10 protein-coding genes are annotated in these 12,807 nt (G+C 63.7%); 4 read left to right on the forward strand and 6 right to left on the reverse strand.

Annotated features, from left to right (window positions below; all coding sequences use genetic code 11):
* The first annotated feature begins 227 nt into the window (after positions 1 to 227).
* Both KTR60_RS20750 and KTR60_RS20755 read left to right on the forward strand, forming a co-directional pair.
* Positions 228 to 1,886, forward strand: a complete 1,659-nt coding sequence (locus tag KTR60_RS20750; protein ID WP_228232783.1) for an ABC transporter ATP-binding protein — start codon at positions 228 to 230, stop codon at positions 1,884 to 1,886.
* Positions 1,883 to 3,640 carry an ABC transporter ATP-binding protein gene (locus tag KTR60_RS20755; protein WP_007729003.1) on the forward strand — a complete coding sequence of 586 codons (1,758 nt, stop codon included), beginning with the start codon at positions 1,883 to 1,885 and terminating at the stop codon, positions 3,638 to 3,640. The genes KTR60_RS20750 and KTR60_RS20755 overlap by 4 nt, the downstream gene beginning before the upstream one ends.
* Positions 3,641 to 3,683: 43 nt before the next feature.
* On the opposite strand, the gene KTR60_RS20760 is transcribed toward KTR60_RS20755, so the two are convergent.
* Positions 3,684 to 4,508, reverse strand: coding sequence for a helix-turn-helix domain-containing protein (locus tag KTR60_RS20760; protein WP_007729004.1), 825 nt, complete (start codon positions 4,506 to 4,508; stop codon positions 3,684 to 3,686).
* A gap of 139 nt (positions 4,509 to 4,647) precedes the next feature.
* Here KTR60_RS20760 and KTR60_RS20765 point away from each other — a divergent pair, with 139 nt between their 5' ends.
* Complete coding sequence (locus KTR60_RS20765; RefSeq protein WP_050654510.1) at positions 4,648 to 6,138, forward strand: acetyl-CoA acetyltransferase; 1,491 nt, start codon at positions 4,648 to 4,650, stop codon at positions 6,136 to 6,138.
* Positions 6,139 to 6,218: 80 nt separating this feature from the next.
* On the opposite strand, the gene KTR60_RS20770 is transcribed toward KTR60_RS20765, so the two are convergent.
* Positions 6,219 to 7,457 carry an HNH endonuclease signature motif containing protein gene (locus tag KTR60_RS20770; RefSeq protein WP_228401218.1) on the reverse strand — a complete coding sequence of 413 codons (1,239 nt, stop codon included), beginning with the start codon at positions 7,455 to 7,457 and terminating at the stop codon, positions 6,219 to 6,221.
* A 217-nt stretch (positions 7,458 to 7,674) separates the two neighbouring features.
* On the opposite strand from KTR60_RS20770, the gene KTR60_RS20775 reads away from it, so the two are divergent.
* Positions 7,675 to 8,094 (forward strand): TetR/AcrR family transcriptional regulator, encoded by a 420-nt coding sequence (locus KTR60_RS20775; protein ID WP_064111652.1) that lies wholly within the window; start codon positions 7,675 to 7,677, stop codon positions 8,092 to 8,094.
* On the opposite strand, the gene KTR60_RS20780 is transcribed toward KTR60_RS20775, so the two are convergent.
* From KTR60_RS20780 to KTR60_RS20795, 4 genes are all read right to left on the reverse strand, one after another.
* On the reverse strand, positions 8,091 to 9,899 hold the full coding sequence (locus KTR60_RS20780) for an ABC-F family ATP-binding cassette domain-containing protein (protein WP_003946255.1): 1,809 nt from the start codon (positions 9,897 to 9,899) through the stop codon (positions 8,091 to 8,093). The genes KTR60_RS20775 and KTR60_RS20780 overlap by 4 nt on opposite strands.
* Positions 9,899 to 10,834, reverse strand: coding sequence for a 4-(cytidine 5'-diphospho)-2-C-methyl-D-erythritol kinase (locus tag KTR60_RS20785; protein ID WP_042921272.1), 936 nt, complete (start codon positions 10,832 to 10,834; stop codon positions 9,899 to 9,901). The genes KTR60_RS20780 and KTR60_RS20785 overlap by 1 nt, the downstream gene beginning before the upstream one ends.
* Positions 10,835 to 10,915: 81 nt before the next feature.
* A complete protein-coding gene (locus KTR60_RS20790; protein WP_042921274.1) occupies positions 10,916 to 11,692 on the reverse strand; it encodes an ABC transporter permease in 777 nt (258 codons plus the stop codon).
* Between the two features lie 36 nt (positions 11,693 to 11,728).
* Positions 11,729 to 12,724, reverse strand: a complete 996-nt coding sequence (locus KTR60_RS20795; RefSeq protein ID WP_228401219.1) for an ABC transporter ATP-binding protein — start codon at positions 12,722 to 12,724, stop codon at positions 11,729 to 11,731.
* Positions 12,725 to 12,807 lie beyond the last annotated feature (83 nt).

Genomic DNA, 12,807 nt, shown 5'->3' on the forward strand with positions numbered 1-12,807 from the left:
CGGACCCGAACACGAGGATCTATCCGACTTCCGGACATAGTTAACCCGCGCTAAGTAAGGTAGACCTTAATTTATTGCAGTGTCGTCGATGAGTCGATGCCTTCTCCGCTGCAACGGGGCCAACTACTATCGCAATTCGGCCAACGCAATACGTATGGCCTGTTCACGACAAGTATTGGCACCGGTGTGACTTCTGACTACCGCCCACGATCCCTAGCGTGGACCCAGTGCCTTCGACACCACTTCTTTCGGCCGAGACAAACGGTCCCCCAACCAGCCCGGCGATCACGCCGCGTCAGGTAATCACACGCGCGATCGCTTCCGAAGGTCGCGGAGCCAAGCTGGCGGCCGCGTCCGTCGGCTTCACCGGCCACCAGGTCGCGGAAGCGTTGGTGCCGGTGGTGATCGGTGCGGTCATCGACCGTGCTGTGGCGACCAGCGATGCCGCCGCACTCGGAAAGTGGATCCTCGTTCTCGGAATTCTCTTCACCGGCTTGTTGCTCAGTTGGCGCTTCGCGGCGCGCATCTCCGATTCCGTCACCGAGCACGGAGCACATCGCTTGCGGATGGACATCGCGCGCCGAGGCCTCGATCCGCACGGCATGTCGCCGCGGCGTATGCCGGGCGAGGTCTACTCGATTGCAACATCCGACGCGGGTTCGGTGGCCGGATTCACGCACACGCTGAGCACTAAACTTGCGGCCGCCTGCGGAGTGCTGACCGCCGCGATTTCGCTACTGGTGATCTCGGTGCCACTCGGGCTGCTCGTCATCCTCGGCACTCCCCCGGTGCTGGCTCTCATGCAGGTGGTCAGTCGGCCGCTCGAACGCCGAGCCGAAACCGATCAGTGGCAGGGCGCCAAGGCCGGCGCGCTAGCCGCGGATCTACTCTCCGGACTCCGAATCCTCTCCGGAATCGGCGCCGGAGATGCTGCAGCGCAGCGGTATCGGGGAGCCAGCCGGACTTCGTTGGGAGCAACCCTTCGCGCACAGAGATACCAAGCGATGTACTCCGCCGCCAACGTTGCGATCGCCGGCGCTTTCCTCGCCGTCATCGCGTACGTGGGCGGACGGATGGCAGCGTCCGGGAGCATCTCGGTCGGTGAATTCGTTGCCGTGGTTGGTCTGGCACAGTTCCTTCGGGGTCCGTTGATCGACATCATCTACTTCGGCGCCGGTCTGGCACGGGCGCGTGCTTCCGCCAACCGCGTCGCAGCACTTCTCGGGACCACCGAGGCTGTGACTCCCGCGGGTGAACCTGTGTCCCTGAATCACTCCGAGTTCCTGACGCTGCGCGACGTCGTGTTGGCCGGAGCGTCACCAGTCGATCTCGACGTCAAACGCGGCGAGATCATCGGCATCGTCACCGAGAATGCCGCCTGGGCGGATGCGTTGGTCGACGCACTGGCGCGTCGAATCGAGCCTTCGAGCGGAACAATTCATCTCGGCGACAACGCCATTCACGAGCTGCACATCGACGAACTTCGCACTCACGTTCTGGCAGCACCGCACGACGCGGCACTGTTCATCGGCACAGTCGGCGACAACATCGACGCCCTCGCACCGATCGGCAGCCGCAACGACGAGGCCATCGCCGCTGCTGCGGCAGATCAAGTGATCTCGGCACTGCCGCTCGGCCTCGCAACCCGAGTCACCGAGCAAGGGAATTCTTTGTCCGGCGGTCAGCGTCAGCGCATCGCGTTGGCGAGGGCACTGGCGAGCGAAGCTCCCGTCCTGGTGCTGCACGATCCCACCACTGCCGTCGACTCCGTCACCGAAGCGCGCATTGCTCGCGGGATCGCCGAGGTACGCGGGGCACACGCCACAATACTTCTGACCAGCAGCCCCGTGCTGCTCGATATCTGCGATCGGGTGATCGAGCTGTGAACGAACTACTCCCCACCGCAACACCGAAACAGGCGCGGCGCGCGGCACTTCGGTTGATGGGACCCCACCGAATTTCCGCGATCGCAGCAGTCGTCACCCTGACCGCCGCGACCGCGATCGGTCTGCTCACACCGCTGGTCCTCGGCGCCATGGTCGACGCCGTGACCGACGCAGACGGCGACGCTGTCTCTCGCATCGGCACACTGACTCTCGCGTTGGTCGGTATCGCGGTTGCCTCATCCCTTCTCGTCGGAGTGAGCAACTACCTGCTCGCCGGCGTCGGCGAGCGCGTTGTCGCCGACCTTCGCGAAGAAGTCGTCGTCCGGGTTCTCGACCTTCCGCAGAGCGACGTCGAACGGGCCGGGCGCGGAGATCTCGTCTCCCGCATCACCGGCGACGTGCGGTTGGTGACCCGGGCCGTATCCGAAGCACTTCCGGTTTTTGCCACCGCGGCACTGACCATCGTGTTGACCCTGATCGGATTGGGTAGCCTCGATTGGAGATTCGCCGTCGCCGCGGTGATCGCGGCACCCATCCAGATCCAGGCGCTGCGCTGGTACCTCTCGAGGTCGGCACCGGTCTACCGCGAGGAGCGGGAGGCAGAAGGTGCACGTGCGCAACAGCTCCTGGACTCGCTGAGCAACTCCGACACCGTCGGATCGCTTCGCCTGGCCCAGCCGCATCTCGAACAGATCGAATCTCGATCGATGACGGCCGTCCGGCTGAGCTTGTTGACCACGCGTCTACGCACCAGGTTCTTCGGCCGGCTCAACATCGCGGAGTTCATCGGCCTGTCCGCTGTGCTGATCACCGGCTTCTGGCTGGTGAAGGACGGTCAGATCAGCATCGGTGCCGCCACCGCCGCAGCCCTGTTCTTCCACCGCCTCTTCGATCCGGTGGGCGCGGTTCTCAGCGTGTTCGACGAATTGCAGGAAGGCACAATCGCGTTGGCTCGCCTGGTCGGAGTCACGCTTGCGCCCGTGCCATCTGCACCGACCGATCCGCAGGAACCTGTCGACAGCTCAGCTTCTTTGGAACGCGTCACATTCTCGTACCGAAGCGGCGACGCTCCTGTTCTGCGAGACATCGACATCACCATTCCGGCAGGAACCGTCACCGCACTGGTGGGCGCTACCGGAGCCGGAAAATCTACAGTCGCAAAGCTGATCGCGGGAACCTACGAACCGACCGAAGGCGTCGTGAAGATCGGGACGGTGCCCCGGAACGAACTGCCACCGTCGACATCTCGGAGCGCGGTGGCCCTCGTGACTCAGGAGGTCCACGTCTTCGCCGGCACGTTGGCCGAGGATCTGCGGCTGGCCGACCCGTCGGCAACCGACAACGACATCACCGCGGCGCTCGATACCGTCGGCGCGTCGGATTGGCTGCGGGCTCTCCCGGACGGACTCGAAACCGTGGTCGGAGACGGTGGACACCGGCTGACCGCAACACAGGCACAACAACTTGCGTTGGCAAGAATCGAATTACTGGATCCGCCGCTGCTGATTCTCGACGAGGCGACCGCCGAAGCGGGCAGCGCCGGAGCCAGGGTCCTCGACGATGCCGCTCTCGCTCTGACCCGGGGTCGCACTGCTGTCACAGTGGCACACCGACTCTCACAGGCCGTCGACGCCGATCAGATCCTGGTGATGGACGACGGCCGCGTCGTCGAGCACGGCTCTCACGACGAGTTGGTCAACCTCGGGGGTCGGTACGCGGAGCTGTGGGAAGCGTGGTCCGCGCCGCGGAGTTGACCGCGACGGTTGCACCGAGCACTTCCGCCCGGTGCAACCCAACTCAAGCGTGCAGAAGGTACGGCACCGATTCGGGCGCCACACTCCCCTTGTTCATCATGCTGCCGGGTGTGCGGCCGGTGACCCGGCGGAACACTGCGACAAAGGCACTCGGAGTTTCGTATCCGACCCGCCTACTGACAACCGAAACCGGCACTCCAGCAGCTAAATACGTCAATGCTGCGCGGACACGTACCTGAATTCGCCACTGCGCAAAAGTCATTCCAGTGCCCTGCGCGAACACACGCGTCAGCGTACGGACGCTACCGCCAGCCGTCAGCGCCCATTCGGACAGCGACCGCTGGTCTGCCGGATTGGCGACCAACGCTTCGGCGACGAACAACGCTCGCGGATCGGTCGGCATCGGAACCTCCACCGCAGCAACTTCGAGCGGCTGCAACATGTCGAAGGCCACCCGCTCGGCGCGACTGCGCGCCTCGTCGGGCATGTTCCGCCGATGCATGTGCAGGAGTACCTCACGCAGGAGAGCGCTGACACCGAACAAGCCCGGAACACCCGACGGCGCCTCGTGAGCCTCGGGCCGGAAGTAGGTGCAGAAGAACTCCGTACCCGGACCGGCCTTCACGGCATGCAACGCCCCGGCAGGCAGCCACAGTCCGGCCGAAGGCGGCACCTCCCAAGTGATGCCGTCAGCGACAACCGTGAGCATTCCACCGGAGTTTCCCCAGATCAGCTCATGTTCAGGATGACGATGCGGGGCCCACTGCCGCTGATGAGAGAGCTTCAGAGTCACCGTTGTCATCGAGTAGGGGTGATCGATGGAACGCGGCCCCACGGGCACCGAAACTCTCTCTGCCACAGCTGTCATGAAGACGAGTATAGGACTTTCGTTAGGCATACCTAAATAGGAACCCGAAAATCGTTGACTGTGACCCCAGAGTTACACATACCAGGGTCCCCGATATCGTGACTGCAACTCCCGGCTACGGGTCGGCAACGAGAGGTACATGATGGTTGACGCATCACGAATCCCGGTCATCGTCGGCGTCGGCGATCTGCGCTGGAATCCTGCCGACGGGCACCGCGAACCCCTCGATCTGATTCACGACGCCACCGTCGGCGCGTTGAACGACAGTGGACACGCTGAACTGGGAACACAGATCGATTCCGTGTTCGCGATCAAGACAGTCAGCTGGTCGTACGACGATCTCCCCGGGCTGCTTGCCTCACGATTAGGCGCGACCCCCACGGTCACCTCTACCTCGCCGATCGGTGGCCACTGGCCCGCGGCGCTCCTCGATCGGATCGGCGCGGCCATCGCTCGCGGTGAATCCTCGGCTGCTCTGCTCGTGGGCGGCGAATCGCACGCCAGCAGCACCGCGCTGCGAAAGTCCGGAGTCGCCCCCGACTCGATCGGGTGGACAGCCGCGCCCGGTGGGCCTCCCGGATTCGATCCGACCGACCTGGGAAGCCCCGAAATGCAGCGCGCCGGTTTCATCGTGCCGACTCGTGTCTACCCGCTCTTCGAGAACTGTTTCAGTGCTGCCGAGGGCCACGACGCCCGTGAATCGCTCGACTGGTCCGCGCGGATGTACGCCGCGTTCTCGGAACTGGCTTCGAAGAATCCCGCCTCCTGGACGTCGGAGATCCGATCGGCAGACGAGATCGGCACCGTCGGCCCCGGCAATCGGATGGTCTCCGAGCCGTACCCGCTGATGCTCAACGCCATGCCTTTCGTCAATCAGGCTGCGGCCGTTGTCGTCTGCTCGTTGTCGACGGCCCGCGAGTTCGGGATCGATGAAAACAAGCTGGTGTACCTCTGGGGCGGCGCAGGTGCGAGTGATCCGTTGGACATACTCAGCCGCAACAGCTTCGACAGCTCGGCCGCGATGCATGACGCCGTACATCGCACACTCGACGGTGCCGGAGTCGGCGCCGACGCACTCGACATCGTCGATGCCTACAGCTGCTTCCCGATCGTGCCCAAGCTGTTGATCCGCGAACTCGGACTTCCCGATACCGCGATCCCAAGCGTCACCGGAGGACACTCGTTCTTCGGCGGACCGCTCAACAGCTACACCCTGCATTCCGTCGCTGAAGTCACCAGGCGAATTCGCGACGGCGCGAACCTTGCCCTCGTCCACGGCAACGGTGGATTCCTCACCTACCAGCACTGCGTACTGCTGTCGTCCGCCGCTCATGCCGACGGGTACGTCGGTGATCCCGACGCACGCGCTTTGACCCCGGAGGCTCCGGAACTGATCACCGATTACCAGGGCACTGCAGAAATTGTCACTACCTCTGTCGAATACGGTCGCACCGGGGAGCCTGAGATCGGGTTCGTGATCGCGGCAACGCCGGACGGCCGCCGCGTCGCCGGTCACACCGGTCCCGAGAATGCCTCCGAACTGACCCAGCTTCGCGGTGACAACCCTCCGTCGATCGGGCGAACTGTTCACATCAGCGACGAGAACGGGCGACTCACGCTCACGTTCTGACAGTAGCGTTCTGACAGTAGACAGCCGTCAGCACCGGGGCATGGTGATGCCCCGGTGCTCACGTCTTCAGTTGTCGCGATTCACGCCGCGGTGGGTGGGCTGTTCCCGCCGATCGGCTGCTGATACGGATCAACAGACATCGGTGGATAGAACACCGTCTTCCGATCCGGTCCGATCTCCACCCGCCATTCCGTGTGGTGCATCGTCCGGTGGTGATGACCGCACAACAAGATCAGGTTGTCGAGATCTGTTGGGCCACCATCGTTCCAGTGAACAATATGATGGGCATCGCACCACCCCGACGGAGTCCCGCACCCCGGAAACGCACACCCACCATCCCGAACCGCAAGAGCCCGCCGCTGCGGAACGGTCGCCGTTCTCGCTTCCTTACCGCAGTCGAGCGGAACACCACTCTCATCCAGGAGGATCCGCGTCACGGTGCAGTCGCACGCCAACATCCGGGCCGTGTCGATACTGATCGGACCCACCCAATCCGCCCACGCGAAACCCAGTTCCTGAGTCGACGGCAGTAGATCCTTCAAGGCTTTGAGGTCGGTCATGTCTTTTGCACTGGCGGTGACTGTGATGTGCGGTTTCACTCCGCCCTCGATCGGACCCAGCCCCGCCCGCTCGTACCGGCGCAGTAGTTCGCAGAACCCGTCCGCGCGCCGCAGCGCCGGCGTACGGGTGTCCTTGACGCCGTCTTTCTCCGGCGTCGGCGCAGACAGGCTCGACAGCAACGTGATCAGACGGGCCCCGTTGATCGCATCCAAGTCACCCTTCACAGTGACCCGCCCGTACAAACCTTTCGAGGCGTAGAACTCGTTACGCTCCGAATCCTCACCAACCGGAACGCCGTCCTCGCGTTTTCCGTACTGCTTCTCGATCCGCCGGATCGCCGCCCGCACCGCATCACAATCCGCGATGTTCTGCGACGCCAGGCCAAGCAAGATCCCGCGGGCCTTGTCCACATCCGCCAGGGTCATGTTCTTGGGCGGATGCTGACAGAACGACGCCACCTGACGCGCCTTCAACGCATCCACGTCACCGCGATGGAATGCATCCGCGACAACAGGTTCGAGCATCAACAACCGCGCCAACCCGACCAGCAGGCTGCACTCACCGATCTCCAGATTCGTCGAACCATGCAACCACTGCGCGATCGCCCGAAAACCCTTCCCGCCGAGAACCTCACGGGAAAACATCTCCACGATCAGCAACACCATCCGCGACTGCAACTCGTGCCGGACACGCACCAGATCCAAAACCTCACCCTTGAGGCCCTCACCATCCAGCTGCCACGCTTCCCGACTGTCCATGCCCAAAGTCTAATCGAACACACTTTCGATAACCAGAGACAAACCGGACAACTTCGGGAACATGAAGTCTCGAGACCTGTTGAAGTACATAAACATTCGCCTAGTCGTCCAATATCACGCGATAGAGGACGTATCCCGCGAAACACGCAATCGCAACAACGCACAGCACGAGCAGGATGTCGAAAAGACGGGCCGGGTTGGGTTTCGAGCCTGGTCGATGAGAGGCGCCGAAGACGAGGCGGGCGTGCCACACGGCAGCGCACGGCACTACTTCGCAAACCAGCGTGGACTGATAGTCGAGGTGGTGCGGCATCTTCTGGACGGTGATCTTCCTCGCCCGGGCGAGACGCCGAAGCAACAGGTGGCCCGGTGGCTGGGGCCTGAATCCGGCCGCACTCGGGCGCGTTACGAACTGATCATCGCGTCATTCCACGATCCCGACCTCGCAGTGGAACTGGTGCGTGGTCGGGATCGGTTTGTCGACATCCTGGTCGAACGCGGCATGACCTCGTCCGATGCAACGGAGTTGGTCGCAGCACTGGACGGGCTCGTTCTGGACGCACTGCTGCGCAGGCATGCTCCGGAAACCCTGGATCCCGAGCGAATCTTCAAGAGGTTCGCAGCGAAGTTCCCCTAGCCGTCCAGCTCGGCGAAGAGCTCCATCCACTGCTCTTCGGCGGCTTCCTTGTCGGCGATGACCTGCTTGAGTTCTGCGCCGAGTTTCTGCAGCTTGTCCGGGTCGGTGGCCGCGTCGGCGAGGGAAGCGTGCAGCTTCTTCTCTCGGTCGTCGAACTTCGCAATGGACCGCTCGAGCTTCGAAAGTTCCTTGCGTGCAGCGCGATCCGCGGCGCCGTCGCGGACCTGCTTGCTCTTCGACGCACCACTCGCCGTCGAGGCCACCGACGGGTTGTCGCCATCCCCCATTGCTGCGCGCCGACGCAGGTAGTCCTCGATACCACCGGGCAGGTTGGTGAGCTTGCGGTCACCGAAGAGCGCCCAGGTGGTGTCACAGATGCGCTCGATCAGGTACCGGTCGTGCGAGATGACCACCATGGTGCCCGCCCAGCCGTCGAGCAGATCTTCGAGTTGCTGAAGCGTGTCGATGTCGAGATCGTTGGTCGGCTCGTCGAGAAGCAGGACGTTGGGCTCGGCCATGAGGACACGCGTCAACTGCAGACGTCGGCGCTCACCACCGGAGAGATCACCGACTGGGGTGCGCTGACGCGCCGGCGTGAAGCCCAACCGCTCAGCCAGCTGACCCGCCGATACTTCCTTGTCTCCCAGCGTGATTCGCTCGGCTACATCCTTGACCGCGTCGAGTACGCGCATGTCGGTCGGTAGATCGTCGAGTTCCTGCTTGAGCCAACCGATGTGGACGGTCTGCCCCTGAATGCGCTTTCCGGCGGCAGGCTCGAGTTCGCCGGCCAGAGTCCGCAACAGAGTCGTCTTGCCCGAGCCGTTGACACCGACCAGGCCTACACGCTCACCTGGAGCGAGACGCCAGGTCAGATCCTCGACGAGTACACGACCGTCCGGAGTCTCCAGACGCGCGTCTTCGAGTTCGATGACAACCTTGCCGAGCCGACGCTGCGCGAACGACGCAAGAGCGACCGCGTCACGAGGTGCCGGAACGTCGGCGATCAGGGCCTCTGCGGCCTCGATGCGGTACTTCGGCTTGGACGTACGGGCCGGCGCACCGCGGCGCAGCCATGCGAGTTCCTTGCGTGCAAGGTTGCGTCGACGCTCTTCGGAAGCGTCAGCCTGACGCGAGCGCTCGGCGCGAGCGAACACCCAGTCGTTGTAGCCACCCTCGTAGCTTTCGACGCCGCCGCCGACAACCTCCCAGGTGCGGGTGGCGACGGTGTCGAGGAACCAGCGATCGTGGGTCACGACGACAAGCGCGCTGCGACGCGAGACGAGGTGCTCGGCCAACCACTGAACACCTTCGACGTCGAGGTGGTTGGTGGGCTCGTCGAGCACCAGCAGGTCGAGGTCCTGAACCAGAGCCGCAGCGAGAGCCACGCGGCGACGCTCACCGCCGGACAGGCCGTCGACCTTGGCGTCCAATGCGGACCGCTCGCCACCGGCGCCCAAGTTGTCGATGCCGATACCCGAGAGCACCGAACGGATGCGCGCGTCGCCGGCCCATTCGTGTTGCGCCACTCCGAGCGGCCCCAGGACCACTTCACCGACAGTGGAGCCGGGAGGCAGCACACCGCGCTGCGTCACGACGGCCATACGCAATCCGCCGACGCGGCTGACGCGTCCCGAATCCGGCTGCTCCACACCCGCGAGGACTTCGAGCATGGTCGTCTTACCGCCACCGTTGAGACCGACGACGCCGATGCGCTCGCCCTCCTCGACGCCCAGGGAGACCCCGTCGAGCAACGGCTTGACGCCGAAAGACTTCGACACGTTTTCCAGATTGATCAGATTCGCCATCAGTGCTGTCCCTTTGCCGCATTGTCGAGTATTCGTGCTCCGGGAACGGGTCCGCTCGCCACGCGAACGGTGCGGCACACCCCCGCTCCCGCAAGTTCTGCGCTCACTTCCACCGCGGACTGTGCGTCGGCGCAGAGAAAGGCGCATGTCGGTCCGGAGCCGGAGACGATGCCGGCCAAAGCTCCGGCTTCGACGCCCGCTCGAAGCGTCCGTCGTAGATCCGGGTTGAGTGAGAGTGCCGCAGCCTGCAGATCGTTGCCGAGCAGCGACGCAAGCAGATGAGCGTCACCCGTGGTCAGTGCCTGGATCAACGCATCGGCGCTCCCCACCCGTTTCGGGGAGCCTTCTGCCCGCAGCTTGTCCAGCTCGCGGAACACGACCGGTGTGCTCAAGCCACCCTTCGCCAGCGCCAACACCCAGTGAAAAGTGTGGCGGGTCAACACGGGGACAAGTTGTTCGCCGCGGCCGGTTCCAAGGGCAGTGCCACCGTGCAGCGAGAACGGAACGTCACTCCCGAGGCGTGCCGCAAAAGCGTCGAGATCAGGCCGCGAGAAGTCGAGCTTCCACAAAGCGTTGAGCGCAACCAAAGCGGCGGCTGCGTCGGCACTCCCGCCGGCCATTCCGCCTGCGACGGGGATGCCTTTCTCGATGACTATCTCGACGTTCGGGGCCACGCCACCCTCGACGGCGAGCATCTCGGCGGCACGCCACACGAGGTTGGTGCGATCGGTCGGCACGGCCGCGGCGTCGTCGCCGATCACCCGCACGGTCAAGGTGTCCGCAGGCGCCACCGTGAGGGTGTCTGCCAGCGACAATGCCTGAAAAACCGTCGTCAGCTCGTGATAGCCGTCGTCTCGCAGGTCCCCGACGGCAAGGTGGAGATTCACCTTGGACGGGGCCCGGACGACTACGGGGCGTGGAACGACGGAGAGCACAAGGAACAACAATAGGCGCTGCGAACACCTGGGCGAAAACCTGCGACCGCAGCAGCCCGTCCGACAGCCAGCACACCCACGCTATTTCACCGCGCGCACACCTACGCCCAGACCGACCACCGCCACGCCCAAGGCGGCGACGATTCCTGCCAGAACGCTGCTCGACGCGAAGTCTCCGGCAAAGAGTGCCCGCTCGGCGTCTACGACGTAGCCGAGCGGATTGATGTTCACGAGGACCTTCATCCAACCTGGTGCGTCCTCGAGTGGAAGCATGGTTCCCGACAGGATCAGGAGCGGGAACATCAGCGTCTGCTGAACGACCCAGAACATCCAATCCTGCTCCCGCACAGCCAGAGCGAGAGCGTACGAGAGCGCACCGAGTCCGACGCCGAACACTCCCAGCAGGACTATCCCGAGCGCGGCTCCCGCTGCATTGACGTCCAATCCGAGCGGAAGTGCGACCAGAATGATCAGAATCGCCTGCGCGGCAAGCGGAACCATCTCCTTGCACGCTCGCCCGATCAACAAGGACGAGCGTCGGAGCGGAGTCACCAACATTCGCTCGTGCGATCCCTGCTGCATCTCCATCAAGAGGTTGGACCCGGTCATCGTCGTTCCGAAGATCGCGATCATCACCAACACACCGGGAATGAACCAATTCCATACGCCGTCACCGGTACCCGGAACCCCTTTGAGCAGAGGCCCGAACAACGCCAACAGGATCAGCGGCTGGATGAGGCTGAAGATGACGCTGACCGGGTCGCGCAACATCGGTCGCAGCTCACGGCCCATCACGATTGAGCTGTCTCGAACGATGTTGCCGTGCACGGTAAGTGGGGTATCGAGTGTGATTGTCATGGCGGATTCCTGTTCGTCGAAGTTCTTTGTCGTGTTTCAGGAAGCGACCGCAGCGGCGCTCTCGCGCAGACTGCGGCCGGTGAGAGTGAGGAAGACGTCGTCGAGAGTCGGCCTGGTGATGTCGGCAGTGAGTGCGAGGGCACCGCGGGCATCGGCTTCACGCAGCAACACCGGTAGCGTCGAATCACCCTCGCCGGCACGGATACTCACCGAACTTGCCTCGACGGTGACCCCACGCACAGTGACAAGTCGCTCGGCCACCGACGCCGCGATGGCAGCCGCTTCGGCGTTGTCGAAGGTGAGCAGAAGATGATCCCCGGCAAGATCCGCTTTGAGTGCGGCAGCGGTGTTGTCCGCGATAACGGTGCCCTCGTCGATGACGATGACCCGCTCTGCCATCGAATCCGCTTCTTCGAGGTAGTGCGTGGTCAGCACGATCGTGGTGCCCATCTCGCGCCGCAGCCGGAGGATGTGGTCCCAGAGGTTGGCCCGACTCTGCGGGTCCATGCCCGTGGTCGGCTCGTCGAGGAACAGGAGCGGTGGGCGATGGACCAGGCCGAGGGCGATATCGAGCCGCCGGCGCTGCCCGCCGGACAGCGTACTGACCTTTCTAGTACCCAACTCGGTGAGTTCGAGATCACGCAGCAATTCGTCGGCCCGGACCTGCGAGTCGCCCTTGGGCATTCCGTAGCACAACCCCTGCGTCACCAACTCGTCGCGAACTCGCTGGTTGTGGCCGGCGCCGTTCCCCTGTCCGACGTATCCGAGGCTGGAGCGCACCTCGTTCCGCGCCGCGGAGATGTCAAATCCTGCGATTCGCGCAGTACCGGACGTGGGCTCGAGCAAGGTGGTCAGCATGCGCAACGTCGTCGATTTCCCGGCGCCGTTCGGCCCCAGCAAGGCAACCAACTCACCCTCCGCTACGTCGAGCGTGACTCCCTTGACTGCTTCCACGAGTTTCTTGCCCTGAGCGAAGTGCTTGGTGAGCGCCTTCGTCTCGATCATCGGTCTGCCGTCGTTGATGCGACTCATGACGTGGCCCCAATTTCTTCTCGACTGGTCGGATGTGGACCAACCTAAATTCAATTGAGGACTCATACGGTCCTAAATGTTTG

The organism is Rhodococcus sp. C1 (genome assembly GCF_020809065.1).
Lineage (GTDB): Bacteria > Actinomycetota > Actinomycetes > Mycobacteriales > Mycobacteriaceae > Rhodococcus_F > Rhodococcus_F qingshengii.

Bases quoted from the DNA above. Each gene is read 5' to 3' on its own strand.
- KTR60_RS20795 (WP_228401219.1), bottom strand. From the start codon at position 12,724: ATGAGTCGCATCAACGACGGCAGACCGATGATCGAGACGAAGGCGCTC.
- KTR60_RS20760 (WP_007729004.1), bottom strand. From the start codon at position 4,508: ATGACAGCTGTGGCAGAGAGAGTTTCGGTGCCCGTGGGGCCGCGTTCC.
- KTR60_RS20780 (WP_003946255.1), bottom strand. From the start codon at position 9,899: ATGGCGAATCTGATCAATCTGGAAAACGTGTCGAAGTCTTTCGGCGTC.
- KTR60_RS20775 (WP_064111652.1), top strand. From the start codon at position 7,675: ATGAGAGGCGCCGAAGACGAGGCGGGCGTGCCACACGGCAGCGCACGG.
- KTR60_RS20790 (WP_042921274.1), bottom strand. From the start codon at position 11,692: ATGACAATCACACTCGATACCCCACTTACCGTGCACGGCAACATCGTT.
- KTR60_RS20765 (WP_050654510.1), top strand. From the start codon at position 4,648: ATGATGGTTGACGCATCACGAATCCCGGTCATCGTCGGCGTCGGCGAT.
- KTR60_RS20770 (WP_228401218.1), bottom strand. From the start codon at position 7,457: ATGGACAGTCGGGAAGCGTGGCAGCTGGATGGTGAGGGCCTCAAGGGT.